Raw genomic sequence first — 26767 nt, 5'->3', positions numbered from 1 at the left:
CCATATTCTCTATGCATGGGGCCTGCAGGATGCGCGCGAGGAGAAGATGAAAATCCTGATCATTGAAGACGACGCGACGACCGGTCGCTACATCGCCAAGGGGCTGCGCGAGGAGGGCCATGTGGTGGACCTGATCGCGGACGGCCGCGAGGGGCTGATCGCGGCGACGGGCGGCGGCCATGACGTGCTGATCCTGGACCGGATGCTGCCGCAGTTGGACGGGCTGACCGTGCTCAAGACGCTGCGCGGCGCGGGATCGACGGTGCCGGTGCTGCTGTTGACGGCGATGGGCGATGTGGAAGACCGGATCGAGGGGCTGCGTGCCGGGGCGGACGACTACCTGGCGAAGCCTTTCGTCTTTGGCGAGCTTTCCGCGCGGGTGGCGGCGCTGTCGCGCAGGCCGCAGGGCATAGACGCCGAAAGCACCTTGCGCGCGGGCGATCTGGAGATGAACCTGATCAGCCGCACGGTCACGCGGGCAGGCCAGGAGATCGACCTGCTGCCGCGCGAATTCGCCCTGCTGGAACATCTGCTGCGCCGCAAGGGCCGGGTGCAGACCCGGACCATGCTGCTGGAGGCGGTCTGGGACATCGGGTTCGACCCCGGGACCAACGTGGTTGAAACCCACATCAGCCGGTTGCGCGCCAAGGTCGACCGGCCCTTTGACGGCGAGCTGATCCAGACCGTGCGCGGCGCGGGCTACCGGATCGCCGCATGAGGACAGGGCTTCTGCAGGTCTGGCGGTCGATGCCGCTGCGGCTGGCGCTCTTGCTGGTGGCGCTGTTCACCGCCGTCAGCCTGCTGGGTCTCGCGGCCAGCTATGGCTATACGCAGCGGTCGTTCGAGCAGGCGATGCGCGCCGACCTGCGGCAGGATCTGGCCGGGTTCCGTGCTGCGCCCAATGCCCGCGCGGTGGCCGCGCTGGTGGAGGCCGAAAGCCGCGAGACGGATCCGAACCGCATGGTGCTGAGCTATGCCGCGCCCTCGGGGCGGATCTATGGCAACGGCGCCATCGCGCGGGACGAGGCGGGGTTTCACATCGTGTCGCTGGGGCGCAGCCGGGCGGCCTACGAAGGTGCCTACCTGTCGCTGACCGACCGGCTTTATGGCGGGGTCATCACCATCGCGCGCAGCCGGGCCGAGATCGAGGCGCTGGGCGATGTGTTCCGCAACATCCTGCTGATCAGCCTGCTGCCCACGGCGTTGATCGCTTTGTCGGGCGGGCTGGTTCTGGCGCGCCGGTCCAAGCGGCATGTGGAGGTGGTGGGCAGCGCGCTGGACCGGATGACGCGGGGCGATCTGGGCGCGCGGGTCGCGGTCGGACCGCGCTGGTCCGACGACCTGGCGCAGATCGGCGGCAAGCTGAACCAAATGGCCACGGCACAGGAGGCCTCTGTCACCACGCTCAAACAGGTGTCCTCGGACATCGCCCATGACCTCAGGACGCCGCTGCAACGGGTTGCCCTGCGGCTGGAAGACCTGGAAGGCAAGGTTCCCCCTGACAGCGAGCAGGCCGATCTGGTGGCGCGCACCCGCGCCGAAGTGGCCGAGATGGGACATGTGTTTCAGGCGCTCTTGCAGCTTGCCCAGGTCGAGGCGGGCGCGGCCCGCGCGCGATTTGCACCGGTCGACCTGGCGCAGGTCTGCCAGACGATGGTCGAGGTCCACGAACCCAGCGCCGCCGAGACCGGCCATGATCTTTGTCTGGAAGTGGCGCAAGGCGTGCCAATGGTGCGCGGAGACCGGGCGCTCTTGGGGCAGATGGTATCGAACCTGATCGAAAACGCGCTGCGCCACACGCCCCCCGGCAGCCGGATCGCATTGCAGCTGTCGCGTCAGGCGTCGGGGCAGGCGCGGCTCAGGGTGACGGACACCGGACCGGGCATTCCGGCGGCGGAGCGGGTCAAGGTGCTGGACCGCCTTTACCGGCTGGACCGCAGCCGCAACACGCCGGGCAACGGTCTGGGTCTGAGCCTTGTGGCGGCGGTCGCGCAGCTGCATGGCGCGGCGCTGGAGCTGGGGGACAATGACCCCGGCCTGTCGGTCGATCTGAAGTTTCGGGACTGAGGGCTTCCGGCCCCTGGCGACGCTGCGGCGAAATGTGACGCTGTACAGGCCGGGCAAAAGCTTTATGTCCGGGTGGGAAAGCAGAAAGGTCAGGCCATGTTGGACGGATATTCCGCAGAGATCCTCGCCCGGGTGCAGTTCGCCTTCACCATTTCGTTTCACATCATCTTTCCGGCGTTCTCTATCGGTCTGGCCAGTTTTCTGGCGGTGCTGAACGCGCGTTGGCTGTGGACGCGGGACGAGACATTCCTGATCCTGTTCAAATACTGGGTCAAGATTTTCGCCATCGCCTTTGGCATGGGGGTCGTGTCGGGCATCGTCATGTCCTATCAGTTCGGCACCAACTGGGCCGTCTTTTCGGACAAGGCGGGGCCGGTGATCGGGCCGCTGATGGCCTATGAGGTGCTGACCGCCTTTTTCCTTGAGGCGGGGTTTCTGGGGATCATGCTGTTCGGCCGCGAACGGGTGGGCGAGGCGCTGCACATGTTCGCGACGGGCATGGTGGCCTTTGGCACGCTGATCTCGGCGACCTGGATTCTGTCGGTGAATTCCTGGATGCAGACGCCCGCGGGGTTCAGCATGAACGAGCTGGGCCAGTTCATCCCCGAGGACTGGTGGAAGATCGTCTTCAACCCGTCCTTCCCCTACCGGCTGACGCATATGGTGTTGGCGGCCTTCCTGACCACCGCGCTGGTGGTGGGCGCGGTGGGCGCGCTGCATCTGCTGCGCGACCGGGCGGACAAGCCCGCGCGGCGCATGTTCTCCATGGCGATGTGGATGCTGGTCCTTGTCACCCCGTTGCAGATCGCGGCGGGCGATTTCCACGGGATCAACACGCTGGAACACCAGCCCGCCAAGGTGATGGCGATGGAGGGGCATTTCGACAGCCACCCCGACGGCGCGCCGCTGATCCTGTTCGGCCTGCCAAACCAGGCGGAGAAGCGGGTCGACTACGCGGTGGAGATCCCCAAGCTGAGTTCGCTGATCCTCAAGCATGATCTGAATGCGCCGCTTGCCGGGCTGGATACCATCCCGGACGAGGACGAACCGCCGGTGGCCATCGTCTTTTTCTCCTTCCGGGTGATGGTGGGGCTTGGGTTCGCCATGCTGGGCCTGGGGATATGGGGGCTGATCGCGCGGGCGCGGGGGCGGTTGTTCGACGCGCCCATGCTCTGGCGCGCGTCGATGGTGATGGGGCCGATGGGGTTCGTCGCCGTGTTGGCGGGCTGGATCACGACAGAGGTGGGACGCCAGCCCTTTACCGTCTACGGGCTGCTGCGGACATCCGACAGTCTGTCGCCGGTGGCGGCCCCGGCGGTGGCGGCCTCTCTGATCGCGTTCATCATCGTCTATTTCTTCGTCTTCGGGGCGGGCACCTATTATATCCTGCGGCTGATGAACAAGCCGATCAAGCCGGTCAGCGACGCGCCGATGATGGACGACGGACCGACCCGAACCGCTGGCACGACCCCGGCGGCGCAGGTGCAGGACAAACACGAAGACAAGGGGATGACCTGACATGCTGGGGTTCGAATTGTCCTTCATCTGGGCCGGAATCATCGCCTTTGCGGTGCTGGTCTATGTCATCCTCGACGGTTTTGACCTGGGCGTGGGGCTGCTGTTTCCGCTGACGAAGGACGAGAAAGAGCGCAACGTGATGATGAATTCCGTAGCACCCATCTGGGACGGCAATGAAACCTGGCTGGTGCTGGGCGGCGGCGGTCTGTTCGCGGTGTTCCCGCTGGCCTATGCGGTGGTGATGCCCGCGCTTTACATGCCGATCATCCTGATGCTGCTGGGGCTGGTGTTTCGCGGCGTCGCCTTTGAGTACCGCTGGCGGACCAAACGCTGGAAAGGCACGTGGGACATCGCGTTTTTCGGCGGCTCGCTGATGGCCTCGCTCTGCCAGGGGATCGCGCTGGGCGCGCTGGTGCAGGGCATCGAGGTCGAAAACCGGGCCTATTCCGGCGGCTGGTGGGACTGGCTGACGCCGTTCACGCTGCTGACCGGGTTGGCGGTGACGGTCGGCTACGCCATGCTGGGCGCGACCTGGCTGAACATGAAGCTGGAAGGCCGCATTCAGGCCCACATGCGCAGGCTGGCCTGGCCGTTTGCCATTGCGACGGTGGTGTTCATGGCGGCGGTCAGCCTGTGGACGCCGTTTCTGCGGTATGTCTATTTCGAACGCTGGTTCACCTGGCCGTCCATGGGGTTCAGCTTTGTGGTGCCGGTGCTGGTGGGGCTGTGCGTTCTTGGCCTGTTCAGGGGTCTCCAGGCACAGCGCGACGTTCAGCCGTTTCTCTGCGCGCTCAGCCTGTTCGTGCTGGGGTTCATCGGTATCGGGATCAGTTTCCACCCCTACATCGTGCCCGGTGCCCTGACGATCGAGGAGGCGGCCGCGCCTGAAAGTTCGCTATGGTTCACGCTGGTCGGGACGCTGGTGCTGATCCCGATGATCCTGGCCTATACCGCCTATGCCTATTGGGTGTTCAGGGGCAAGATCGACCCGGACGAAGGATACCACTGATGCCGCTCTGGCTGCGCAGGCTGGGCTGGTTCGTGCTGCTGTGGGGGATGAGCATCGCGGTGCTGGGCGTCGTGGCCTACGGCATCCGGCTGGTGATCTACGCGGGATAGCTTCTGACGCTGCGGCGCCGGGGCTTGCCTTTGGCCGCCCGGACGGGTGACAACACCGCAAATCGAAAGGATGCCCCGATGCGCGCGATGCAAGTGACCGCCTATGACGAACCCCTCAGCCTGCAGGAGCTGGAGCTGCCCGTGCCCGGACCGGGCGAGGTGCTGGTCAAGGTCGAGACCTGCGGCATGAACTTTGGCGACACGCTGATGATCAAGGGGACCTACCAGGAAAAGCCGCCGCTGCCCTTTACCCTTGGCATGGAACTGGCGGGCCGGGTCGAGGGCCTGGGGGACGGGGTGGAGACGCTGGCGAAGGGTCAGCGCATCGCGGCCTATGCCGGCTTCGGCGGGCTGTCGGAATATGCGGTGCTGCCGGCCGAGGTCTGTGTGCCGATCCCCGACGAGATGAGCGCGGTGGACGCGGCGGCCTTTCTGATCGCCTATGGCACCAGCCACGTGGCGCTGGACTACAAGGCGGGGCTGAAGCCTGGCGAGCGGCTGCTGGTGCTGGGGGCGTCCGGGGGGGTCGGTCTGACGGCGGTGGAACTGGGCAAGCTGATGGGCGCCGAGGTCATCGCCTGTGCCCGCGGCAAGGAAAAGCTTGAGATCTGCCGCAAGCTGGGCGCCGATCACCTGATCGATTCCGAAACCGACGACATCCGCGCGGCGGTCAAGGCGCTGGGCGGTGCTGACGTGGTCTACGACCCGATCGGTGGCGATCAGTTCAAGGCGGCGATGCGGGCCTGCAACCCCGAGGCACGGCTGCTGCCGCTTGGCTTTGCCAGTGGCGAGGTGCCGCAGATCCCGGCGAATATCCTTCTGGTCAAGAACCTGACGGTTCTGGGCTTGTACTGGGGCGGCTACGCGCGGATCAAACCTAGTGTGCTGACCGACAGTTTCCGCACCCTCATCGACTGGTATGTCGCAGGCAGTATCAAGCCGCACGTCAGCAACGTGCTGCCCTTGGAACAGGCGAACGAGGCGCTGGACCTGCTGCGGACCCGCAAGGCGACGGGCAAGGTGGTGGTGCAGGTGTCAGCGGCGGAGTAGCCGTTTTCTTGGAAGAAAACGGTCCGGAATTTTTGAAAATTCCGGCGCGCTCAATACCGGCGGGTGGTGGGGCGGCTGATGCTGGTGCGCGCCTTTTGCCGTTCGCGCAGGAAGACGAACAGCCCCGAGCCGAGGATCAGCACGATCCCGATCCAGACCTCCCAGGCGGGCAGGTCGCCGAAGATCACGAAGCCCCAGAACACCGCCAGCGGCAGGCCCAGGTATTCGAAGGGCGCCACCGTCGCCGCATCGGCCATCCGGTAGGCGGCGCTGAGGCAATAGCCGATCACCGCCGCGTTCAATCCCATGCCGATAAACACCCAGCCGTCGCCCGGCGCAGGCCAGACCCAGGCGCGCAACAGGAACTGCATGGAAGCCGAGCTGCCCTCATCCACGAAGCGCCCGTCGCCGGCCACCACGAAGAAACCCAGCGACACCACGATAAAGACCGTCTGGATGTAGACCGACAGCGCCGATGCCTTGCTCTTGACCCCCAGCCTGCGGGTCATCAGCTGGTTCAGCGCATAGGTCAGGGCGGCCAGGACCGGCAGCAGCAGGACCACCCGCGAGACCGCCAGTGTCTCGGTTCCCGCCCAGGGGCGCTGCATGATGATCACCCCGACAAAGCCCACGGTGACGGCGCCCAGCCGCAGGGGGCCGACCTTTTCGCCCAGGATCGGGATCGACAGCAGCGTGATGAACAGCGGCGCGGCAAAGAAGAGCGCCGTGGCGTCGGCCAGCGGGATCGCCCCGAGCGCGATGAAGAAGGTCATGTTGGCGATCACCACCAGCGCCCCGCGCAGCAGGTGCAGGCCCGGTCTGTCGGTCTTGAGGATACGCCAGCCGCCCTCGATCTGCACCAGCACGAGGCTGAACAGGATGCCGATGGCCGATCGGACGAAAACCAGTTCGTGCAGCGGATAGCCCCCCGACAGCCGCTTGATCAGCATGTCGTTCACTGAAATCGCAAGGATGCCCGCCACCACAAAGGCAATGGCCGGTCCGGCGCGGTTCTGGGGAAGGGCTGTCATGCCAAAGACCTATCAGCCAGGCTGCCCCTGTCCAGTGCGTTTGGTGCTGGAATGTCCGGGCAGTTTGACTATCCTGTCCATGAATAATCCGGAGGACCCCCAATGCAGATGTCAGACACCCGCCAGATCGCGGCGCCCCCGTCAGAGGTTTACGCGGCCCTGCTGGACCCCGAGGTGCTCAAGGCCTGCGTGCCCGGCGCGACGGAGGTGACGGGATCGGTCGAAGACGGCTATGAGGCGACGGTGGTGCAAAAGGTCGGCCCGGTGAAGGCGACCTTCAAGGGGCAGGTGACGATCACCGATCTGGTACCCAGCGAATCCATGAAGATCGACGGTGCGGGCAAGGGCGGTGCGGCGGGCTTTGCCAAGGGCGGCGCGGATGTGCGGCTGGCCGAAAAGGACGGCGGCACCGAACTGAGCTACGACGTGGAGGCCAAGGTGGGTGGCAAGCTCGCGCAGCTGGGCAGCCGGATCATTGATGGCTTTGCCAAGAAGATGGCGGATCAGTTCTTTGACAACCTTCAGCAGACGCTGGAAGGCCCCGCCGAAGAGGCCGGTGCGGCGGAGGGCGAGGAAGCTCCGAAGAAGAAGGGATGGTTCGGACGGTCGAAGGACTGAACGAAGCTGTTTACTTTATCCGCCCGCCGACTACCTTCGCGCGGGATGAAGAGGGCCTTGCATGTCGAATATCGTAGAAATCACCGACCTTCGTAAATCTTACGACGGTGGGTTCGAGGCGCTGAAGGGCGTGAACCTGGGGATCAGGGAGGGCGAGATCCTCGCGCTGCTGGGCCCCAACGGGGCGGGCAAGACCACGCTGATCTCGACCGTCTGCGGCATTACCATGCCCACCAGCGGGTCGGTCACGGTGGCTGGCCACGACATTCTGACCGATTACCGCGCGGCGCGCGCGATGATCGGACTGGTCCCGCAGGAGATCAACCTGGAACCGTTCGAGAAGGTCATCAACACCGTGCGGTTTTCCCGCGGGCTGTTCGGCAAATCGCCGAATGACACCAACATAGAAAAGGTCCTGCGCCAGCTGTCGCTCTGGGACAAGAAGAACAGCCAGATCAGGGAGTTGTCCGGCGGCATGAAGCGCCGCGTTCTGATTGCCAAGGCGTTGGCCCATGACCCGCGCGTGCTGTTTCTGGACGAACCGACAGCCGGTGTGGACGTGGAGCTGCGCAAGGACATGTGGCAGACCGTCGGCAAGCTGAAGGAGGATGGCGTGACCATCATCCTGACCACCCACTACATCGAGGAAGCGGAGGCGATTGCCGACCGGGTCGGCGTGATCGCGCATGGCGAGCTGTTGCTGGTCGAGGAAAAGGCCAAGCTGATGACCCGGATGGGCCAGAAGGAACTTGAGGTGCAATTGACCGAACCGCTGACCGAGGTGCCGCAGAGCCTGCGCTCGGACGATCTGAAACTGTCCGAGGACGGCCATGCGCTGATCTACACCTACGATACCAATGCGGAGCGGACCGGCATCACCAAGCTTCTGGCGGATGTTTCCGCCGCCGGGCTGGTGCTGCGGGACGTGGTCACGCGGCAGTCCAGCCTTGAGGACATCTTTGTCAATCTGGTCAAGGAGGACGCGGCATGAACTGGATGGCTGTTCGGTCGATCTACCTGTTTGAGATGGCGCGCTTTTTTCGGACCATCGCGCAGAGCTTTCTCGCCCCTGTGATTTCCACATCGCTCTACTTCGTGGTCTTCGGCGCCGCTATCGGCAGCCGCATCGAAGAGGTCGAGGGCGTGGGCTACGGCGCGTTCATCGTGCCGGGGCTGATCATGCTGACGGTGATCACGCAATCCATCTCCAATGCGTCCTTCGGCATCTATTTTCCCAAGTTCATCGGGACCTTCTTTGAACTCCTGTCCGCGCCGATCAGCTTTCTGGAGATCGTCATGGGCTATGTCGGTGCGGCTGCGACCAAGGCGCTGATCATCGGGTTCATCATCATGCTGACGGCGTTCTTCTTTGTCGATTTCAGCATATCGCACCCGTTTGCGATGGTGGCCTTCATGCTGCTGACCACGATCAGTTTCTCGCTGTTCGGGTTCATCCTGGGCATCTGGGCGGGGAATTTCGAACAGCTGCAGATCGTGCCTTTGCTGATCGTCACGCCGCTGGTGTTCCTGGGTGGCTCCTTCTACTCGATCTCGATGCTGCCGCCGGTCTGGCAGACGGTGTCCATGTTCAACCCGGTGGTCTACCTGATCTCGGGGTTCCGCTGGGCATTCTACGACCAGGCGGATGTGCCGATCGTCACGAGCCTGCTGGCCATCGGGTTATTCACAGCCATCTGCCTGGGCGTGATCTGGTGGATTTTCCGGACCGGCTGGCGCATTCGTCAATAAAGCGGGGGGCCGTCTTGTTTGCCGGACACCGGCGTTCTACATGGGGGGCATGAGCAAATACCTGCCTTTTATGAAGTCCGGCCCGACAGTTGCGGTGATCCGGCTGTCCGGCATGATCAGCACCTCTGGCCGCGGCGTTCTGAACGACGCGACCCTGGGGCCGGTCATCGAAAAGGCGTTCAGCCGGGGCAAGCCCAAGGCTGTCGCGCTGGAAGTCAATTCGCCGGGTGGCAGCCCTGTGCAGTCCTCGCTGATCGGGGCGCGTATCCGCCGGCTGGCCGAGGAAAAGCAGATCCCGGTCATCGCCTTTGTCGAGGATGTGGCGGCGTCGGGGGGCTACTGGCTTGCCGCTGCGGCGGATGAAATCTATGCCGATCCTTCGTCGATCCTGGGGTCGATCGGCGTGATCTCGGCCACGTTCGGGGCGCATGAATTCATCGGCAAGCACGGGGTTGAACGGCGGGTCTATACCGCGGGCGAGTCCAAGAGCATGCTGGACCCTTTCCGCCCCGAAGACCCCGAAGATGTCGCGCGCCTGAAAGGGTTGCTGGAAGACATCCATGACAACTTCAAGGATCACGTGACAAGCCGCCGCGCGGGCAAGCTGGCCAGCGACCGCGACCTGTTCACCGGCGAGATATGGTTGGCCAGACGCGCGACCGAGCTGGGCCTGATCGACGGCATCGGCCACCTGCGCCCGATGATGAAGGAACGCTTTGGCGACAAGGTGAAGTTCCGCCGCTATGGCCTGCGCAAGGGGCTGCTGTCGCGGTTCGGCGCGCATGTGGTCAACGATGTGGCGCAGGGCATAGAAGAACGCGCGGCTTTCGCGCGGTTTGGGCTTTAATGGTATTCAAGATCGTTCTTCTGTTCCTCGTTTTCATGGGGGTCGTGGCCTGGTTCGGCAAAATGCACTGGATCGGCGGCAAGCACCTGCGCCAGACGAAATGTGCGGCCTGCGGGCGCTACCGCATCGGCAAGGGCCCCTGCGGCTGTGGGGAGCGTAGCTGATGCTGATGCCGTGGCTGCTGTCCATCCTTGGGCTGGTGATCCTGCTGCTTGCAGGCGATGCGCTGGTCAAGGGCGCCGTGAACCTGTCGCTGCGGCTGGGTGTGCCTGCGCTGATCGTCAGCCTGACCATCGTGGCCTTCGGCACATCGGCGCCGGAGCTGCTGATCTCGATCAAGGCGGTGCTCGACGATGCGCCCGGGATCGCGCTGGGCAACGTGGTGGGGTCGAACACCGCGAACATCCTGCTGGTGCTGGGCATACCGGCGCTGCTGGCGACGATGCACACGTCGGAGTGTAACACCCGCAAGACCTTCAACTTCATGATCGCGGCCTCGGTGCTGTTCATCGGGCTGGCGTTTCGCGGTGTGTTCGACTGGCTGGCGGGGCTGGTGCTGCTGGGGGGGCTTGGCTACGTGCTGTTCGACCAGTTCAGCGAGGCCCGTAACCACCGCAACGCCTGCCGCGGCGACGATGCGGAAGAGGAGCCGGAGGGTGCGGACCCCGAGATGCCCGCGTGGCAGATCGGCCTGTTCCTGGTGCTGGGCCTGATCGGTCTGCCGCTGGGCGCGAGCCTCCTGGTCGACAATGCCACCATCATCGCGGCCGCCTACGGCGTCAGCGACACGGTGATCGGCCTGACGCTTGTGGCGGTGGGCACGTCGCTTCCCGAGCTGGCGACGACCGTCATGGCCGCGCTGCGCCGCCAGGCAGACGTGGCGCTGGGCAATGTGATCGGATCGAACATGTTCAACCTGCTGGCGATCATCGGCGTTGCCAGCCTTGTCGGCCCGATCACGGTGGACCCGGAGTTCCTGCGATTTGACCTGTGGGTCATGCTGGGGGCGTCGCTGCTCCTGATCCCCTTCGTCTATCTCGGACGCGATATCTCGCGGCTTTGGGGAATTGCGCTCTCCGCTCTATATGCGCTCTATCTGTTTGTCGTACTGATCTGAGGAGAAGGTGATGAAGCGGGCTTTGGTGACTGGCGCGGGCAAGCGGCTGGGACGCGCGATGGCGCTCTACCTGGCGGAGCGGGGCTATGACGTGGCCGTGCACTACGCCAGTTCGGCAGAGGCCGCGGAAGAAGTCGTGGCGCAGATCGAAAAGATGGGCCGCAAGGCGGTGGCGCTGCAGGCGGACCTGCTGGATCTCGACGCGACCGAAGCCCTGCTGCCCCGCGCGGTCGAGGGGCTGGGCGGGCCGGTGACATGCCTGGTGAACAACGCGTCGATCTTTGACTACGATACCGTCGCATCTGCGACCCGCGACAGCTGGGACCGGCACATCGGCAGCAACCTGCGCGCGCCCTTCGTGCTGACGCAGGCGATGGCAGCGCAGGGTCTGGCGGCGGAGGAGGACGACAACGGCGAGCCGCGCGCAACCGGCCTGATCGTGAACATGATCGACCAGCGCGTGCGCAAGCTGACGCCGGAGTTCATGACCTATACCATCGCCAAGATGGGCCTGTGGGCGATGACCCGCACCACGGCGCAGGCGCTGGCACCGGCGATCCGTGTCAACGGGATCGGGCCGGGGCCGACCCTGAAGGGCGCGCGTCAGAGCGAAGAGCACTTTGCCCGGCAACGCGCCAGCACCGCACTGGAACGCGGCGCGAATCGCGAAGACATCACCGCCGCGCTGGGCTATTTCCTCGATGCGCCGGCCATTACCGGGCAACTGCTGTGCGTCGATGGCGGCCAGCACCTGGTCTGGCAGACCCGCGATATCATCGGTGATGAATAGCCCATCGGGCCAAAGTTCTGCACCGCGCCGAAAAGCTGTTACAAAACGGTTTCAAAAGTCTTTAGATTTCAACGGATTGCTGGATGCTCAAAAATAAATTTATAAAAATCAATGGCTTGCATTGTCGCCTAAATTTTGAGCAAAATAGCGAACGTGGCTGTATTCAAAGGAAAATCCGATTTGGCCCAGAGTTATCTGCAGAGTTATCCACAGACTTAGTGGACATGTTCAACCTTGTCACAGCCTGCCTGCTGTTGCAGCCGAACGGGAGAATCAGATCGCAGCGATGACGGACGAATCAGCCAGACCGCAGCAGGGTCACGAGGTGATCCAGAACTACCTCAAGACCATCGACACGTCGCCAGGCGTCTACCGGATGCTGGATGCGGAAAGCCGGGTGCTTTATGTCGGCAAGGCGCGCAATCTGCGGGCACGGGTTGGCAGCTATGCGCGGCCCACGGGCCATTCGCCGCGTATCGCGCGGATGATCGCCAACACGGCCTCGATGATGTTCCTGACCACCAGGACCGAGACCGAGGCGCTGCTGCTGGAGCAGAACCTGATCAAGCAGCTCAAGCCCAAGTTCAACGTGCTGCTGCGCGACGACAAGAGCTTTCCCAACATCCTTGTTACGACGGGGCACGATTTTCCGCAGATCAAGAAGCATCGGGGGGCGAAGAAGGAAAAAGGCGCCTACTACGGACCCTTTGCCAGCGCGGGGGCGGTGAACCGGACCCTGAACCAGCTTCAGCGGGTGTTCCTGCTGCGCGATTGTTCGGATTCGATGTTCGACAGTCGCACGCGCCCCTGTCTGCAGCACCAGATCAAGCGGTGCAGCGCGCCCTGCGTGGGCAAGATCAGCAGCGAGGACTATCGCCAGTCGGTGCGGGACGCGGAGCGGTTCCTGTCTGGCAAGACGACGGATATCCAGGCGCGGCTCGCCTCGGAGATGGCGGAGGCATCCGAGGCGATGGAATTCGAGCGCGCCGCCGCTCTGCGCGACCGGATCAAGGCGTTGACGCAGGTGCAGACGGCGCAGGGCATCAACCCCAAAGGGGTATCCGAGGCCGACATCATCGCGCTGCACATGGACGGCGGTCAGGCCTGCGTGCAGGTGTTCTTTATCCGGGCGAACCAGAACTGGGGCAACCGCGACTATTATCCGCGCGTGGGGGCGGATGTGGACGCGGCCGAGGTGCTGGAGGCGTTCATCGGCCAGTTCTACGACAGCCGGGAGCCGCCGCGCCAGCTGATCCTGAGCAACGAGATCGAAAACACCGATCTGATGGCGGATGCGCTGTCGGGCAAGCTGGGCCGCAAGGTGGAGCTTCTGGTGCCCAGGCGCGGCGAAAAGGCGGAACTGGTGGAGGGCGCGCTGCGCAATGCCCGCGAGAGCCTGGCGCGCAAGATGGCCGAGTCGGCGACGCAGGGAAAACTGCTGGAAGGCCTGGCCGAGGCTTTCGAGCTGCCGGGGCCGCCGCAGCGGATCGAGGTTTACGACAACTCCCACATTCAGGGCGCGCATGCGGTGGGCGCGATGATCGTGGCGGGGCCGGAAGGGATGATGAAGAACCAGTACCGCAAGTTCAACATCCGTGGCGAAGAGCTGACCCCCGGCGACGATTTCGGCATGATGAAGGAGGTGCTGCGGCGGCGCTTCAAACGGCTGATCAAGGAAGACCCGGAACGCCAGGACGGCCAGTGGCCGGAGCTGTTGCTGATTGACGGCGGCGCCGGGCAGGTGTCGGCGGTGGCGTCGATCATGCGCGAATACGGGGTCGAGGATATCCCGATGGTGGGGGTTGCCAAGGGCGTGGACCGCGACGCCGGCAAGGAGGAGTTTCACCGTGTCGGCAAGCGCCCGATGGCCCTGCGCCACAATGATCCGGTGCTCTATTTCGTGCAGCGGCTGCGCGACGAGGCGCACCGTTTCGCCATCGGCACGCACCGCGCGAAACGCGCGAAATCGGTCGGGGCCACGCCGCTGGACGATGTGCCGGGCGTGGGGGCCGCGCGCAAGCGGGCGCTGTTGGCGCACTTCGGCTCGGCCAAGGCGGTGGGGCGCGCGAACCTGAGCGATCTCAAGGCGGTCGACGGCGTGTCTGGCGCGTTGGCCGAGACGATCTATGCCTTTTTCCATGACCGGGGCTGATCCGAAGGTGCGGCCGCGCCGCACGCGAGTTTCTGCGATGCCGGGGGCGCTGTCGCCCGGTCCACTCGGGAGTGTTCAGGCGCGACCAGAGATGCGCGGTTGGTGCTTTCGCGCCATTCTCGGGCGGGTTAGGGTGCGACCATGAAGTGGAATCTGCCCAATGTTCTGACGTTGTTGCGTCTGGTGGCCGCGCCGGGTGTCGCGGTGATGTTCCTGTATTTCACCCGGCCCTATGCCGATTGGTTCGCGCTGTTGCTGTTCGTTTCCGCCGCGGTCACGGACTGGTTCGATGGCTATCTTGCCCGCGCCTGGAAGCAGGAGACCAAGCTGGGCACCATGCTGGACCCGATCGCGGACAAGGCGATGGTGGTGATCGCGCTGATGGTGATCATCGGCTTCTCCAGCTGGTCGCCGTGGCTGGTGTTGCCGGCCACGGTCATCCTGTTCCGAGAGGTCTTTGTGTCGGGCCTGCGGGAGTTCCTGGGCGACGTGGCGGGCACGCTGAAGGTGACGAAACTGGCCAAGTGGAAGACCACCTTGCAGATGATCGCCATCGCGGTGCTGTTCAGCCAGGGTGTCTTTGAGCATTATCTCGGCATGTCTGTCTTTGGCATGGACGAGAATTTGATTTCGGCCATCCTGAACGGCGAGGTCGAGGACGAGCTGGGCCTTTGGTGGAAGCTGGCCGGCATGGAATGGGCGGGGCGTATCGGGTTGGTGCTGCTGTGGGTCGCCGCGGCGCTGACGGCGATTACGGGGGCGGACTATCTGGCCAAGGCGATGCCGCATCTCAAGGAGAGCAAGTCATGAACGTGTTGTATTTCGCCTGGGTACGCGAACGGATCGGCCTGCCGCGAGAGAAGGTGGAGACGGGCGCGCGGACCGTGAACGAACTGGTGGCCGAATTGCGGGCCCGCGAGGCGCGTTATGCCGCCGCCTTTGAGGACCTGTCGGCGCTGCGCGTCGCGGTCGATCAGGAGCTTGCGGATTTCGATGCGCCGCTGGAGGGGGTGCGCGAGGTTGCGTTCTTTCCGCCGATGACCGGAGGCTGAAGGATGCGTGTATCGGTACAGTCCGACCCTTTCGATCTGGGCCGTGAGGTTGCGGATTTTTCCGCAGGCCGGGCCGATATGGGGGCGATCGTCACCTTTACCGGGGTGGTCCGCGACCTGCCGGGCGACCCGTTGGAGGTGATGGAGATCGAGCATTACCCCGGCATGACCGAAACCGCGCTGCGCGATATGGCGCAGCAGGCGGTGACGCGGTTCAATCTGGGCGATGCGCTGGTGATCCACCGGTTCGGCGCGTTGAAACCCGGTGAGATGATCATGATGGTCGCGACTGCCGCCCCGCACCGCAGGGATGCCTTCGCGGCGGCGGAATTCCTGATGGACTACCTCAAGTCCCGCGCGCCGTTCTGGAAGCGCGAAGTGACGGCGCAGGGCGGCGACTGGGTCGCGGCAAAGGATGAGGACGAGGCGGCGCTGGACCGTTGGACCTGACACCCTGACACCCTGCGGTTTGACCCATATCAAGGTTGCGCGGCATGGCCGTGCTATGATGCTGGCGAACAAACAGGAGGATTCAAGATGATCACGTCCATAGTTGTCGGTTTCGACGGGTCCGAGGCGGCGGAACGCGCCCTGAAGATGGGCTGCGCGCTGGCGCTGAAATTCGACGCGCGGCTTGAAATCTGCCATACGCCGCTGGAAGAGACCGTGACATTCGCCGCCGAGGCGATTTCGGGTTTCTACGTGGGACCGACGGCGGCCCACGACGAGATGCTGCGCGAAGCGGCGCTGAAGGTTGCGGAACGCGCGCGGAGCATCGCGGCGGAGGCCGGTATGCCCGATGTGGAGGTCCACATCGGCCACGGCATTCCGGCAGAGAACGTGCTGGCCCGCGCCCAGGCGGCCAAGGCGGATCTTATCGTGACCGGCCGTAGGGGCCTGGGGGCGGTGAAGGGGCTGTTTCTGGGATCGACCTCGCAAGAGATCAGCAAAAGCGCGGAATGTGCCGTGATGACGGTGGCCTGACGCAGCGGCGACCGGTGGCCGGTCAGCCGGCCTGCTGCCGGTCGATGTAGGCGCGCATTTCCTCGGCTTCGTGCCGGGCGTCGCGCAGCCCGTCCATGGCCGCGCGCAGTTCCGCCTCGGTCTGGGCCAGCTGGTTTGTCAGTTCGGCCTCACGCTGCTGCAGGTAGGTGATCGCCTGATCGCGCGTCTCTTCGGCCTCGTGCAGTTCCTGGCTCATCTTGTCGAGCTGCGCCACATCGCCCGCCGCGACGCGGGTGAACCGGTGCAGCAGCCAGTTCGCGAACCACCCCAGGCAGAACGCCACGAACAGGATGATCGCGGTGGCGAGGACGAATTCAGTTCTGCTCATCGGTGGGGCCTTCTTCGACTTGATCCACCTCTGTATCGCCCGATTGGGCCAGGGATTCCAGCGTTGTTTGCCCGGGAAGCTCGACCGTATCGGGGCGCATCAGGCGAAATTCGATGCGGCGGTTGGCCTCGCGTCCCGCTTCGGTCTTGTTGTCGGCGACGGGGTTTTCCTCGCCGTAGCCTTTGGCGGTGAAAGAGCCGGTCAGCACCCGGCGTGCGCGCAATTCGTTCAGCACCGATTCAGCACGCGACTGGGACAGGGCCAGGTTCATCGATTCGCGGCCCTGGCTGTCTGTATAGCCCTGGATTTCCAGTGGCAGGTCGCCGCAGCGTTTCAGGATCTCGGCGATGTCGTCCATGGTGCCCAGTGCACTGGCGTCGATGGTGGCGCTGCCCGGTTCGAAATTGATCTTGGACACGCTGACCACCTCGGCGATCTCGGCCTCGCATTCGTCAGGGGTCGGCAGGCCAAGCACCGGGTCCAGCTTTTCCTGGTAGTTCACGTCGATGTCGTATTCCGCGCCTTCGCCCAGCTTGTCGGACAGCAGGGAGGCGATTTCGGTGCTGGCATCGGGGTTGCCGGTGTTGCCGGTGACGGACAGGGTATCGGGGGTCACGGTGATGGCGCCGTTGGACAGGGCCGCCAGCGCCTCCAGCCCGGTCAGGACGCGCGGCGCCCAGCTGTCGGGCAGGTCTTCGTCGATGCGGGCGGCCATGTACACCTTCTCGGATCCGAAGCGCGCCTTGGCATAGCTGTCGGCCAGTTCGCGCAGGGCGGCATCGGTGACACGGCCCCGCAGCTGCACCTGGCCCTCCGGGCTGAGGGTGGCGAGGAACTCCGGCGGGCCTGCGTTGGGGTCCTCGACCTCGGGCAGTTTCGCAGACAGGGCAAAGACCTCGGGCAGGGAGGTCTCCAGTTCGCCGACCACGGTGTCGAACAGGTCCTGGTCGATTCCGGGTTGTGCGATCAGCGTCATGTCCGCATCGGCCAGCGTGACCGATCCGCCCTCCAGCCGGCGGACGGCGTCGATGCCTTGCAGCACCGCTTCGGACCAGTTCGGACTGGGCACGCCAAGGCCCACGGTGCAGCGGCTGTTCGCCGGAGCGCCCGCGCGTTCGCCCGCGGCCAGGATACGGGCCCGCGCGGCGTCGGTATCGGCGGCACAGGCGTCGAAGCGGGCGCCGTCGGCGTCGACTTCGAAGCGCATCGTGAAGGGGGTGATGACCGGGCGGGGGGCCGAAATGTCGAGCGTCAGTTTCAACGCGGGCGGCGCGGCGCGCTTGAGCCTGGTTTCCATCTCGGCCTTGGCTTCCGGGCTGTCGGCCATGGCGGTGATGTAGACGCGCCCCGCCTCGATCGACGCTTTCGCGCGGGGCAGTTCCGCAATGGCGTTGATCGCAAAGCTCAGGGCGTCTTCCCAGCCGGGCGGGGCGGGATAGTCGGCCTGCTCCAGCAGGTCGGCGACCTCGCTGCCGCCGGACAGTTTCGTGAACCGGGCGATCGCCGCTTCGCGGTCGGTGGAGGTCGGGATCAGACCGATGATGGAGATGCCGCTGTCGTTGCGCAGTACCTCGGCAGAGAAGCGCGGCGGGGCCATGGCGGCCTGGGCCTCGACCTTCATGTCGTCGATCACGCGGGCGGCGTCGACGACGGAGCCTGCCGCGCTCAGGGCGCGAAAGCGGACCGCCTCGGTCGGTGCCATGCCGGACAGTGTGACCTGAAGCCCGTTCGCCTGCACCTCCGCCCATGTCATGCCCTGGTCGTCCAGCGCGTCCCGAACTCCGATTTCCGACGTTTCCTCGATCAGCTTGACCGAGAAATTCGCGGCCACGAGGGCGACCACGGCGGCGGCGACGAAGGTCATTGTGATGATCAGGACGGCAGACAGGCGCATGGTTCTTCTTCGTGATCGTGAACGCTGCCGTCTTGATACGCGCCGGGGGCGGGGGGTGCAATCATGCGAGCAGCGCCACGCCGAAGAACAGCAGCGGGATCATGCCAGTGTCGCGGTTGGCGCGAAACAATTGCAGCATCTTCGGGGAGTTGTTCAGATCCAGCCCCCGCAGCTGCCAGGCCATGTGCCAGCCCATCGCCCAGGGACCGGCCAAGGCCAGAACCAGCGCCAATACGGAGGCGTTCGGAAGTGCTGCGAAAATCACGGCGAGGCCCATCAGCCCGACGGTCGCCGCGAGAAACCGGCGCAGCCACTGGGGGCTCTGGTCGCCGAAAAGCCGGGCGGTGGATTTGACGCCGATCAGGGCGTCGTCCTCGGCGTCCTGGTGGGCATATATCGTGTCGTAGAACAGCGTCCAGGCCATCCCCGCGACGTAGAGCAGCAGGGCGGGCGATTCCAGTCGCCCGGTGTGGGCGGTCCAGACCAGCAGCGCCCCCCAGTTGAAGGCGAGCCCGAGGAAGATCTGCGGCCACCAGGTGAATCGCTTGGCGAAGGGGTAGACCGTGACCGGCAGCAGCGCCAGAAGCCCCAGCCCGATGGCGGCCCAGTTGAAGGTAAAGAGGATACAGGCGGCCAGCAGCGCCTGAAGCACCATCCAGGCCAGGGCCTGCCGGACCGAGACCTGCCCCGACGGGATCGGCCGGGACCGGGTGCGCGCCACCTTGTCGTCGATGTCGCGGTCGGTGATGTCGTTCCAGGTGCAGCCCGCGCCCCGCATCAGGAAGGCGCCGATGCCGCAGCCGGCGAAGATCCACAGGTCCTCCCACCGGGGCGACTGGTCGTGCAGGATCGCCAGCGCCAATCCCCACCAGCAGGGCAGCAGCAACAGCCAGGTGCCGATGGGCCGGTCGGCGCGCGACAGGCGCAGGTAGGGGCGCAGGCCCGCGGGGGCGTAGCGGTCCACCCAATTGTCGGGCGGCGCGTCGGCGACGGTCCCGGTGTCGGGCGACTGTGCGTCCGGGGCATCTGGCGCGGCGGGCTGGTCTTGCATATATGGACCTCATGAGTGCGAAGATCAGGCTGTATGTAGATCACCCCTTGGGGGCGGGGCAAACGGTTCCTTTGGACCGGGGGCAGGCGCATTATCTCTTTGGTGTCATGCGTCAGGCCGTGGGCGGCCGGGTGGCGCTGTTCAACGGGCGCGACGGTGAATGGCTGGCCGAGGTGGCGCGGGCGGGAAAACGCGACGGGGAGCTGACCTGTCTGGAACAGAGCCGTCCGCTGCAGATGCCTCCGGACCTTTGGCTGTGTTTCGCGCCGATCAAGAAGGCGCGCACCGATTTCATCGTGGAAAAAGCCGCCGAGATGGGGGCCGCGCGCATCGTGCCGGTGATGACGGAATTCACCAATGCGGGGCGGGTCCAGACCGACCGGCTTCAGGCGCATGCGGTGGAGGCGGCGGAGCAATGCGGCGGCACCTTTGTGCCCGACGTGGCGGAGCCGGTACGCCTGGACCGGTTGCTGGATGGCTGGGACGATGCCCGGCATCTGATGTTCTGCGACGAGGCGCTGGCGGTTCAGGGCGGCGGGGCCGCGCTGAAGGCGCGGGGGCCCTGGGCCATTCTGATCGGGCCCGAGGGCGGCTTTTCCGAGAAGGAACGCGCACGGCTGGCCCGGCTGGAAGCGGCGGTTGCGGTGCGTCTGGGCCCGCGCATCCTGCGGGCGGATACGGCGGCGGTGGCGGCCCTCACGCTCTGGCAGCAGGCGTTGGGCGACTGGGACTGAGGGCGGTCTGGTGTATTTTTGGAACAATGAAACAGAAGGGTCCGCGTCATGAGATTTCTGCGCCCGGAGGCGACGGAGGCGCTGTGGCGCTGGCGCGAGGTGATCGCAGGGGCGGCGCTGGGGCTGACCGGGCTGTGGCTTGTGGCGGGGCCGGGGTTTCTGCTGGCCATTGTGGGATACCCGCTGATCGCGGGGGGGGCGGCGCTGTCCTGGATCGGCGTGCAGCGGCTGCGGTTCCGCATGGGGCGTGACGGGCCGGGGGCGGTGCAGGTGGACGAGGGTGAGGTGACTTATTTCGGCCCGCTTACCGGTGGCACGGTGGCGCTGCGCGAGCTGGTCAGCCTGCGGCTGGAGCGCAACATGTATCCGGCGCACTGGCGGCTTGACCAGTCGGGGCAGGCGCCGCTGCTGATCCCGGTCAACGCGGCGGGGTCGGGGGCCTTGTTCGATGCTTTCGCCACGCTGCCCGGCATCCGCACGGAGCGGATGCTGAGCGAGTTGCGGGCTGGCGGGGTCGAGTCCGTGGTGATCTGGCACCGCACTCCGGCGACGCCGCAGGTGCGGGTGCTGCATTGACACGCCTTGCCTGATCGCCCATCCCTGACCTTTCAAATACCTTGTTGCGGAGCCTTCACCAATGTCTATTCCACAGTCCGGCGGCGGCCCCATCGAGCGCCACGAGCAACTGGCCGAATACCTCGCGGCGGGCTGCAAGCCCAAGGACCAGTGGCGGATCGGCACCGAGCATGAGAAATTCGGCTACTGCAAGGACACCCACAAGCCGCTGCCCTACGAGGGCGACCGGTCGATTCGGGTGATGCTGGAGGGGCTGCGCGACCGCCACGGCTGGGCCCCGGTGGAAGAGGGCGGCAAGCTGATCGGCCTGGAGAAGGACGGCGCCAATGTGTCGCTGGAGCCGGGGGGCCAGCTGGAGCTGTCCGGCGCGCCGGTGGAGACCATTCACGAGACCTGCGACGAGGTGAACAACCACCTGCGCGAGGTCAAGGACGTGGCCGATGAGATCGGTGTCGGTTTCATCGGGCTGGGGGCCGCGCCGGAGTGGACCCACGACCAGATGGACCTGATGCCCAAGGGGCGTTACAAGCTGATGAATGACTACATGGGCCGGGTCGGCACCATGGGGCGCATCATGATGCGGCGCACCTGCACCGTGCAGGTGAACCTGGACTTCGGGTCCGAGGCCGACCTGGTGCAGAAGATGCGTGTGGCGCTGGCGTTGCAACCGGTGGCGACGGCGCTGTTTGCCAATTCTCCTTTCTTTGAGGGCCGGGTGAACGGCTACAAATCCCTGCGCAGCCGGGTCTGGCGCGATCTTGATGCCTCGCGCACCGGCATGCTGCCGTTTGTCTTCGAGGAGGGTTTCGGCTTTGAGGCCTGGGCGGAGTATGCGCTGGATGTGCCGATGTATTTTGTCTATCGCGACGGGCAGTACATTGATGCCCTGGGGATGTCGTTCCGCGATTTCCTGGCCGGCAGGCTGCCCGCTCTGCCGGGCGAGACCCCGACCCTGAGCGATTGGGCGGATCATCTGACCACCGCCTTTCCCGAGGCGCGGATGAAGAAGTTCATCGAGATGCGCGGTGCGGATGGCGGCCCGTGGCGGCGGCTTTGCGCGCTGCCTGCGTTCTGGGTGGGGCTGATGTACGATCAGACGGCGCTGGACGGGGCATGGGATCTGGTCAAGAGCTGGACGGCGGCACAGCGCGACGGGCTGCGGGTTGCCGCCAGCATCGAGGGGCTGCAGGCGGAGGTGCAGGGCATTCGTCTGCACGACATCGCCCGGGAGGCGCTGGCGCTGTCCGAGGCCGGGCTGAAGGCCCGTGCCCGGGCCGGTGCCGGTGGTCTGGTGCCGGACGAGACCCACTTTCTGAACGCGTTGAAGGACAGCGTGGAAAGCGGCAAGACCCCCGCCGATGAACTGCTGGATGCCTATCACGGCCCCTGGGACAAGGACCTGAGCCGGATCTACGCGGACTTCAGCTACTGACAGTGCCGGGCCGGAGGGGCGCGATCCGGCCTGACCTTTCTGCGTCAAAGTCCGCGCGAAAAAACGGGCCGGGGCCGCCGCGCTGGTGCAGAACCGCTCCCGGGGGCAGAGGGTATCAGGGCCGGTCCGGGGCGAAATCGCGCAGGAATGCGATGACCTTGTCGGCGGGCATCTCGCAGGGAAACAGGCGCGGGCCTGTGCCGAGGTCATAAAGGTTCATGCTGATGTAATCGCTGCCGCCCAGTTCTTCGGCCACCAGCTTGATCGACCGGCCGCCGTTGAAGGTGGTCTTGCTGGCGATATAGGCGCGCCCCCGGGCGCGGCCGCGCAGGGTGCCTTCGGGCAGTGCCCGCAGCAGACCCGCGACGTCGGGGGGAGGGGTCACGCGGCCCTGCCGATCCTCGGTTCGGTGCCGGCCTTGATGCGCTTGATGTTGCCGCGGTGCCGCCAGAAGATCAGCAGGGTCAGAACCGCCCCCAGCAGCAGCGCGTTTCCGGCGCCGAACAGCACCATCAGGAAGGTCGAGACGGAGCCGGCAGCCAATGCCCCGACAGAAGAGATGCGGCTGGTCAGCGCCCCGATCAGCCAGGCCACGCAGCAGCCCAGTCCCACGGGCCAGACCAGCGCCAGCACGATGCCGAGGAAGGTCGCGACGCCCTTGCCCCCGTTGAACCGCAGCCAGACGGGGTAGCAATGGCCCAGCATCGCCATCAGCCCCGCGACCTGGGCCGCGTCCTCGGCCGCCATGGCGCGTGCCAGCAGGACCGCGACCGCGCCCTTGGCCCCGTCGAGCAGCAGGGTCAGCGCGGCGGCGGTCTTGTTGCCGGTGCGCAGCACGTTGGTCGCGCCGATGTTGCCGGACCCGATCTTGCGCAGATTGCCCAGTCCCATCGCGCGGGCCAGCACCATGCCAAAGGGGATGGACCCCAGCAGGTAGCCGATCACGCCCCAGAGGATCAGGAGGGCGGCGGAGCTTTCTATGACTGGCATCAGGGGGCCTCGAATACGCAATTGCCTGCAACGTAGGTTTGCAGGACCTTACCTTGCATCCGCGCCCCGTCAAACGGGGTGTTGCGCGATTTTGACCGCAACGTCGCGCGGTCCAGTACAAAGGGCGCATCGGCGTCGAACAACACGAGGTCGGCGGGCGCACCCGCCTGCAGGCGTCCGCCGGGCAGGTTCAGCCGTTTCGCCGGGTTCAGCGACAGGGCACGCCAGAGCGTCGGCAGGTCCATCGTCCCGGCGTGGACCAGCCGCAGGGCGGCGGGCAGCAGTGTTTCCAGCCCCACGGCACCGGAGGCCGCCTCTTCGAACGGCAGGCGCTTTGATTCCTCGTCCTGCGGGGTGTGCATCGAACAGATGATGTCGATCAGCCCTGATGCGACGGCCTCGGCCACGGCCAGCCGGTCGTCCTCGTCCCTGAGCGGCGGCTTGAGCTTGAAGAAGGTGCGGTAGTCCGCCACGTCGAGGGCGTTCAGGGTCAGGTGGTGGATGCCGACGCCCGCGGTGATGTCGAGCCCGTTGCGCTTGGCCCGTTCCAGTGCGGGCAGGGCGCGGGCGGTGGTGATCTGGTCTGCGTGATACCTTGCGCCGGTCATCTCGATCAGGGCGATGTCGCGGTCCAGACCCATGCGTTCGGCCATCGGTGACACAGCGGGCAAACCGCGCAGCGAGGCGAACTTGCCCGAAGTGGCGGCGGCGCCCGCGCTGAGCACCGGTTCCTGCGGGTGGGCGATCACCAGCGCGCCGAGGCTGGCAGCATAGCTCAGCGCGCGGGAAAACACCTTGGTGTTCGTGATCACATGATCGCAATCGGTGAACGCGGCGGCGCCCGCGTCCATCAGAAACCCGATCTCGGTCATTTCCTGGCCCGCGCGCCCCTTGGTCAGGGCGGCCATGGGGATCACGTTGACCGGCGCTGCTTCGTTTGCGCGGCGGGTGACGAATTCCAGCACCTCGGGGCTGTCGATGGCCGGGGTGGTATCGGGACGGGTGAGCATCGTGGTGACGCCGCCCGCCGCCGCCGCGAGGCCGGCGGAGCGGTAGCTTTCCTTGTGCCGTTCGCCCGGTTCGCAGACCTTCACGCCGAGATCGACGATGCCCGGCGCGAGGAACCGACCCCCGCAGTCGACGACCCTGGCGTCCTGTGCGGGTATGGAATCGGCAGACAGGCTGTCGATCACGCCGTTGCGGACGATCAGCGAACCGCGGGTCACTTTGCCCGCTTCGGGGTCGACGAGCTGCGCATTGATGAAGTGCAACGTCATGGCGGTCTTTCGGCAGTTGGGTCGGGCGTGTCTTGCCTTAAATCCCGGTCTGAACCAAGGGGCAACTTTGACGGATGTCCTCAGCCAGAGGTCCCGCCCCGGCGTGCGGCGTCGATTGCCTCTGCGGTCTTGCGCGGGAACGGCAGGTTTCCGATTGCAATGCGCTGACCCGAGGTCAGTTCCAACACCACGTGGCCGCCCATGCGGGTGAAGACGCGGTCGATTTCGGCCAGAGGGATCTGCGCGCTGCCTTCGGCACCTTCGTGGATCAGGTGGCCTTCGTCGAGATGCCAGCGGTCGTATTTCGACGCCCGCCAGCGCAGCGCGTCGTCGAAGAGGAACCCGGCGGTGAGCAGGAGCGCAGTGGGAGGAAGCCAGAGCGCCGGCAGATCGACGAAGAGGGACAGCGCAATGCCCAGGGCCAGCAGGATGACGAAGGTGACGCCCGCATTGATCGCCGCGCGGCGGATGAAGACGGCGCGCTGCGGCGCCCAGCTGAGCCTTGGCGTCATCCCGCGATCCAGACCATCAGGGCGACCACGCCGAACGCCACCAGCAACGCCACCATCGCGACGCGGCCTGACATCTTGGGATCTGGTTCGGGTTCTTGCATGATTTTCCCTAACACCGGATCGCGGCGGAGGAAAGCGGCGCGGTCCCCGCCGGGAAGGGCCCGCGCGGGTGGCCGGTGTCGATGTGTATTTTGGGAACAATGAAACGCAGGATGGTGCTCCGGCCCGAGGGCGCGTTCCTGTCAGGTCAGGACCCACCAGGCGGTCAGCGCGACCAGCACGACCAGCCCCAGGACGACCATCGCGCCGCCGGGTCTGCCCCGCACGGGCTGAGGCGGCTCGATGGTCGGGGTGCCGGAGTAGGGTTGCGCCGATGCCGCGTCCAGATCCGCCCGGGCGGCCTCGGGCCGCGTCTGGTGGTAGGTGCCGATCAGCGTCAGTTCGGGCGTCGGCATGAATTCGACCTTCTGCCCTTCGAAGCCGCTGGAGTAGATCAACAGGACCCAGCCATCGAGCGCCTTGAGCCTTGCCCGGTCGCGGGACAGCTCCGCTTCCTCGACATCGACGCCGTCGCGGAGGTAGCCGTACAGGCCGATATCGGCGAGGTCGTCTATCCGGAGCACTTCGATGCCGCGGGGGTCCAGTTTCTCCAGACCCAGGGCATCGCGCTGGCCCTTGCGGCTGTTGCGCAGCGACTGCGCCTGATCCGACGACATCGACAGGCTGAAGACCCGCACCACGCCGTTTTCATGCGCGGGAACGGTGATGGTTGTCATCTCGTCGGTATCCGTCGTGGCATCGGGGGTATGTGTGCTGCGTTCCATACTGACAAACGCTGCCCGCCGGGGAATGGTTCGCGCACCTGCTACGAAACCTGCCGGATCGGCGACTTTCGCCGGTTTCGCGCCAGCAGGTCCATTGCCGCCATGCGGACCGCGACGCCCATTTCCACCTGATCCTGGATCACGCTGCGGTTGATATCGTCCGCGAGCGTGCCATCGATTTCCACCCCGCGGTTCATCGGACCCGGGTGCATGACGATGGCGTCCGGGGCGGCGTGCGCGAGCTTTTCGGCGTCGAGGCCGTACCGGTGATAATACTCCCGCTCGGAGGGGATGAAGCCGCCGTCCATCCGCTCTTTCTGGAGCCGCAGCATCATCACCACGTCCACGTCGTGCAGGCCCTGCGCCATGTCGTCGAAGACCTCGACCCCGAAGTCGGCCACGCCCGCGGGCATGAGGGTCGGGGGGCCGATCAGCCGGATCCGGTTCTCCATCTTGCCCAGCAGCAGGATGTTCGACCGCGCGACGCGGGAATGCGCGATGTCGCCGCAGATGGCGATGGACAGACGATGCAACCGTCCCTTGGCGCGGCGGATCGTCAGCGCGTCCAGCAGCGCCTGTGTGGGGTGTTCATGGCGTCCGTCGCCCGCGTTCAGGACCGCGCAGTTCACCTTCTGCGCCAGCAGGTCCACAGCGCCCGACTGCGGGTGGCGGACCACCAGCAGGTCGGGGTGCATGGCGTTGAGGGTCATGGCGGTGTCGATCAGGGTTTCGCCCTTTTTGATGGACGACGCCTGCATCGCCATGTTCATCACATCCGCGCCCAGCCGTTTGCCCGCGATTTCAAAGCTTGCCTGGGTGCGCGTGGAGTTTTCGAAGAACATGTTGACCTGCGTCAGCCCCGACAAGGCATCGGCGTGTTTGTCGGGCTGGCGGTTCCGCTCCGCGTAGGTATCGGCGAGGTCGAGAAGGGTGGTGATGTCGGCCTGCGACAGATGCTCGATCCCGAGCAGGTGGCGGTGGGGGAAGGACATGGCGGCGCCTCTCGTCGGTGTCGGGTCCTTATAGGGGCGCGG

The 26767-nt window shown here is 65.6% G+C and carries 31 protein-coding genes; 21 read left to right on the top strand and 10 right to left on the bottom strand.

What is annotated here, in order from left to right:
- Nucleotides 1–46: 46 nt before the first annotated feature.
- The 6 genes from FIU94_RS02060 to FIU94_RS02035 all read left to right on the top strand — a co-directional run bounded on the left by FIU94_RS02060 (nucleotide 47) and on the right by FIU94_RS02035 (nucleotide 5754).
- Nucleotides 47–718, top strand: a complete 672-nt coding sequence (locus FIU94_RS02060; protein ID WP_152464202.1) for a response regulator transcription factor — start codon at nucleotides 47–49, stop codon at nucleotides 716–718.
- Nucleotides 715–2067 (top strand): HAMP domain-containing sensor histidine kinase, encoded by a 1353-nt coding sequence (locus FIU94_RS02055; protein WP_152464201.1) that lies wholly within the window; start codon nucleotides 715–717, stop codon nucleotides 2065–2067. Before FIU94_RS02060 ends, FIU94_RS02055 begins: the two co-directional genes overlap by 4 nt.
- Nucleotides 2068–2163: 96 nt before the next feature.
- On the top strand, nucleotides 2164–3585 hold the full coding sequence (locus tag FIU94_RS02050) for a cytochrome ubiquinol oxidase subunit I (RefSeq protein ID WP_152464200.1): 1422 nt from the start codon (nucleotides 2164–2166) through the stop codon (nucleotides 3583–3585).
- A 1-nt stretch (nucleotide 3586) separates the two neighbouring features.
- Nucleotides 3587–4594, top strand: a complete 1008-nt coding sequence (gene cydB, locus FIU94_RS02045) for a cytochrome d ubiquinol oxidase subunit II (RefSeq protein ID WP_152464199.1) — start codon at nucleotides 3587–3589, stop codon at nucleotides 4592–4594.
- The gene (locus FIU94_RS02040) at nucleotides 4594–4704 is read left to right on the top strand and encodes a DUF2474 family protein (RefSeq protein ID WP_152464198.1); all 111 of its coding nucleotides are present in this window, start codon (nucleotides 4594–4596) and stop codon (nucleotides 4702–4704) included. The genes cydB and FIU94_RS02040 overlap by 1 nt, the downstream gene beginning before the upstream one ends.
- A gap of 78 nt (nucleotides 4705–4782) precedes the next feature.
- On the top strand, nucleotides 4783–5754 hold the full coding sequence (locus tag FIU94_RS02035) for an NADPH:quinone oxidoreductase family protein (protein ID WP_152464197.1): 972 nt from the start codon (nucleotides 4783–4785) through the stop codon (nucleotides 5752–5754).
- Between the two features lie 50 nt (nucleotides 5755–5804).
- On the opposite strand, the gene FIU94_RS02030 is transcribed toward FIU94_RS02035, so the two are convergent.
- Nucleotides 5805–6785 carry a DMT family transporter gene (locus FIU94_RS02030; RefSeq protein ID WP_152464196.1) on the bottom strand — a complete coding sequence of 327 codons (981 nt, stop codon included), beginning with the start codon at nucleotides 6783–6785 and terminating at the stop codon, nucleotides 5805–5807.
- 102 nt (nucleotides 6786–6887) lie between these two features.
- Here FIU94_RS02030 and FIU94_RS02025 point away from each other — a divergent pair, with 102 nt between their 5' ends.
- The 12 genes from FIU94_RS02025 to FIU94_RS01975 all read left to right on the top strand — a co-directional run bounded on the left by FIU94_RS02025 (nucleotide 6888) and on the right by FIU94_RS01975 (nucleotide 16094).
- On the top strand, nucleotides 6888–7403 hold the full coding sequence (locus FIU94_RS02025) for a CoxG family protein (RefSeq protein ID WP_152464195.1): 516 nt from the start codon (nucleotides 6888–6890) through the stop codon (nucleotides 7401–7403).
- A 61-nt stretch (nucleotides 7404–7464) separates the two neighbouring features.
- Nucleotides 7465–8394 carry an ABC transporter ATP-binding protein gene (locus tag FIU94_RS02020; protein WP_152464194.1) on the top strand — a complete coding sequence of 310 codons (930 nt, stop codon included), beginning with the start codon at nucleotides 7465–7467 and terminating at the stop codon, nucleotides 8392–8394.
- Nucleotides 8391–9152 (top strand): ABC transporter permease, encoded by a 762-nt coding sequence (locus FIU94_RS02015; protein ID WP_152464193.1) that lies wholly within the window; start codon nucleotides 8391–8393, stop codon nucleotides 9150–9152. The genes FIU94_RS02020 and FIU94_RS02015 overlap by 4 nt, the downstream gene beginning before the upstream one ends.
- Before the next feature lie 49 nt (nucleotides 9153–9201).
- On the top strand, nucleotides 9202–9999 hold the full coding sequence (locus FIU94_RS02010) for a S49 family peptidase (protein WP_152464192.1): 798 nt from the start codon (nucleotides 9202–9204) through the stop codon (nucleotides 9997–9999).
- Entirely contained in the window at nucleotides 9999–10163 is a 165-nt protein-coding gene (locus FIU94_RS20820) for a hypothetical protein (protein WP_172975829.1), read from the top strand. Before FIU94_RS02010 ends, FIU94_RS20820 begins: the two co-directional genes overlap by 1 nt.
- Nucleotides 10164–10168: 5 nt before the next feature.
- The gene (locus FIU94_RS02005; protein WP_152466918.1) at nucleotides 10169–11116 is read left to right on the top strand and encodes a calcium/sodium antiporter; all 948 of its coding nucleotides are present in this window, start codon (nucleotides 10169–10171) and stop codon (nucleotides 11114–11116) included.
- Between the two features lie 10 nt (nucleotides 11117–11126).
- A complete protein-coding gene (locus FIU94_RS02000; protein ID WP_152464191.1) occupies nucleotides 11127–11906 on the top strand; it encodes an SDR family oxidoreductase in 780 nt (259 codons plus the stop codon).
- Between the two features lie 286 nt (nucleotides 11907–12192).
- The gene (gene uvrC, locus FIU94_RS01995) at nucleotides 12193–14058 is read left to right on the top strand and encodes an excinuclease ABC subunit UvrC (RefSeq protein ID WP_152464190.1); all 1866 of its coding nucleotides are present in this window, start codon (nucleotides 12193–12195) and stop codon (nucleotides 14056–14058) included.
- A gap of 141 nt (nucleotides 14059–14199) precedes the next feature.
- Nucleotides 14200–14868, top strand: coding sequence for a CDP-diacylglycerol--glycerol-3-phosphate 3-phosphatidyltransferase (pgsA, locus tag FIU94_RS01990; RefSeq protein ID WP_152464189.1), 669 nt, complete (start codon nucleotides 14200–14202; stop codon nucleotides 14866–14868).
- Nucleotides 14865–15110: a molybdopterin converting factor subunit 1 gene (moaD, locus tag FIU94_RS01985; RefSeq protein WP_152464188.1), complete on the top strand. Its 246-nt coding sequence runs from the start codon at nucleotides 14865–14867 to the stop codon at nucleotides 15108–15110. The genes pgsA and moaD overlap by 4 nt, the downstream gene beginning before the upstream one ends.
- A 3-nt stretch (nucleotides 15111–15113) precedes the next feature.
- On the top strand, nucleotides 15114–15560 hold the full coding sequence (locus FIU94_RS01980) for a molybdenum cofactor biosynthesis protein MoaE (protein WP_152464187.1): 447 nt from the start codon (nucleotides 15114–15116) through the stop codon (nucleotides 15558–15560).
- Nucleotides 15561–15647: 87 nt separating this feature from the next.
- The gene (locus FIU94_RS01975) at nucleotides 15648–16094 is read left to right on the top strand and encodes a universal stress protein (protein ID WP_152464186.1); all 447 of its coding nucleotides are present in this window, start codon (nucleotides 15648–15650) and stop codon (nucleotides 16092–16094) included.
- Between the two features lie 22 nt (nucleotides 16095–16116).
- On the opposite strand, the gene FIU94_RS01970 is transcribed toward FIU94_RS01975, so the two are convergent.
- From FIU94_RS01970 to ubiA, 3 genes are all read right to left on the bottom strand, one after another.
- Nucleotides 16117–16443, bottom strand: coding sequence for a hypothetical protein (locus FIU94_RS01970; RefSeq protein WP_071970344.1), 327 nt, complete (start codon nucleotides 16441–16443; stop codon nucleotides 16117–16119).
- Entirely contained in the window at nucleotides 16430–18337 is a 1908-nt protein-coding gene (locus FIU94_RS01965; protein WP_152464185.1) for an OmpA family protein, read from the bottom strand. The genes FIU94_RS01970 and FIU94_RS01965 overlap by 14 nt, the downstream gene beginning before the upstream one ends.
- 61 nt (nucleotides 18338–18398) lie before the next feature.
- Complete coding sequence (gene ubiA, locus FIU94_RS01960) at nucleotides 18399–19388, bottom strand: 4-hydroxybenzoate octaprenyltransferase (RefSeq protein WP_152464184.1); 990 nt, start codon at nucleotides 19386–19388, stop codon at nucleotides 18399–18401.
- Nucleotides 19389–19399: 11 nt separating this feature from the next.
- On the opposite strand from ubiA, the gene FIU94_RS01955 reads away from it, so the two are divergent.
- The 3 genes from FIU94_RS01955 to FIU94_RS01945 all read left to right on the top strand — a co-directional run bounded on the left by FIU94_RS01955 (nucleotide 19400) and on the right by FIU94_RS01945 (nucleotide 22130).
- Complete coding sequence (locus FIU94_RS01955; RefSeq protein ID WP_152464183.1) at nucleotides 19400–20122, top strand: 16S rRNA (uracil(1498)-N(3))-methyltransferase; 723 nt, start codon at nucleotides 19400–19402, stop codon at nucleotides 20120–20122.
- Nucleotides 20123–20170: 48 nt separating this feature from the next.
- Nucleotides 20171–20698 carry a hypothetical protein gene (locus FIU94_RS01950; protein WP_152464182.1) on the top strand — a complete coding sequence of 176 codons (528 nt, stop codon included), beginning with the start codon at nucleotides 20171–20173 and terminating at the stop codon, nucleotides 20696–20698.
- A gap of 61 nt (nucleotides 20699–20759) precedes the next feature.
- Complete coding sequence (locus tag FIU94_RS01945) at nucleotides 20760–22130, top strand: glutamate--cysteine ligase (protein WP_152464181.1); 1371 nt, start codon at nucleotides 20760–20762, stop codon at nucleotides 22128–22130.
- A 115-nt stretch (nucleotides 22131–22245) separates the two neighbouring features.
- Here the strand turns inward: FIU94_RS01945 and FIU94_RS01940 are convergent, their stop codons facing one another.
- The 6 genes from FIU94_RS01940 to FIU94_RS01915 form a co-directional block, all read right to left on the bottom strand.
- Nucleotides 22246–22515, bottom strand: a complete 270-nt coding sequence (locus FIU94_RS01940) for a hypothetical protein (RefSeq protein WP_254702591.1) — start codon at nucleotides 22513–22515, stop codon at nucleotides 22246–22248.
- Nucleotides 22512–23120 (bottom strand): glycerol-3-phosphate 1-O-acyltransferase PlsY, encoded by a 609-nt coding sequence (gene plsY, locus FIU94_RS01935; RefSeq protein ID WP_152464180.1) that lies wholly within the window; start codon nucleotides 23118–23120, stop codon nucleotides 22512–22514. Before plsY ends, FIU94_RS01940 begins: the two co-directional genes overlap by 4 nt.
- Nucleotides 23120–24397: a dihydroorotase gene (gene pyrC, locus FIU94_RS01930; protein WP_152464179.1), complete on the bottom strand. Its 1278-nt coding sequence runs from the start codon at nucleotides 24395–24397 to the stop codon at nucleotides 23120–23122. The genes plsY and pyrC overlap by 1 nt, the downstream gene beginning before the upstream one ends.
- An 80-nt stretch (nucleotides 24398–24477) precedes the next feature.
- Entirely contained in the window at nucleotides 24478–24909 is a 432-nt protein-coding gene (locus tag FIU94_RS01925; RefSeq protein ID WP_152464178.1) for a hypothetical protein, read from the bottom strand.
- Nucleotides 24910–25151: 242 nt separating this feature from the next.
- On the bottom strand, nucleotides 25152–25733 hold the full coding sequence (locus FIU94_RS01920; RefSeq protein ID WP_152464177.1) for a hypothetical protein: 582 nt from the start codon (nucleotides 25731–25733) through the stop codon (nucleotides 25152–25154).
- A 41-nt stretch (nucleotides 25734–25774) separates the two neighbouring features.
- Nucleotides 25775–26725 (bottom strand): aspartate carbamoyltransferase catalytic subunit, encoded by a 951-nt coding sequence (locus tag FIU94_RS01915; RefSeq protein WP_152464176.1) that lies wholly within the window; start codon nucleotides 26723–26725, stop codon nucleotides 25775–25777.
- Nucleotides 26726–26767 lie beyond the last annotated feature (42 nt).

The organism is Sulfitobacter sp. THAF37 (assembly GCF_009363555.1).
In the GTDB taxonomy this organism is placed as follows: domain Bacteria; phylum Pseudomonadota; class Alphaproteobacteria; order Rhodobacterales; family Rhodobacteraceae; genus Sulfitobacter.
The sequence above is the reverse complement of the archived record's forward strand: the minus strand, read 5'-3'. Positions and strand labels throughout refer to the sequence as shown.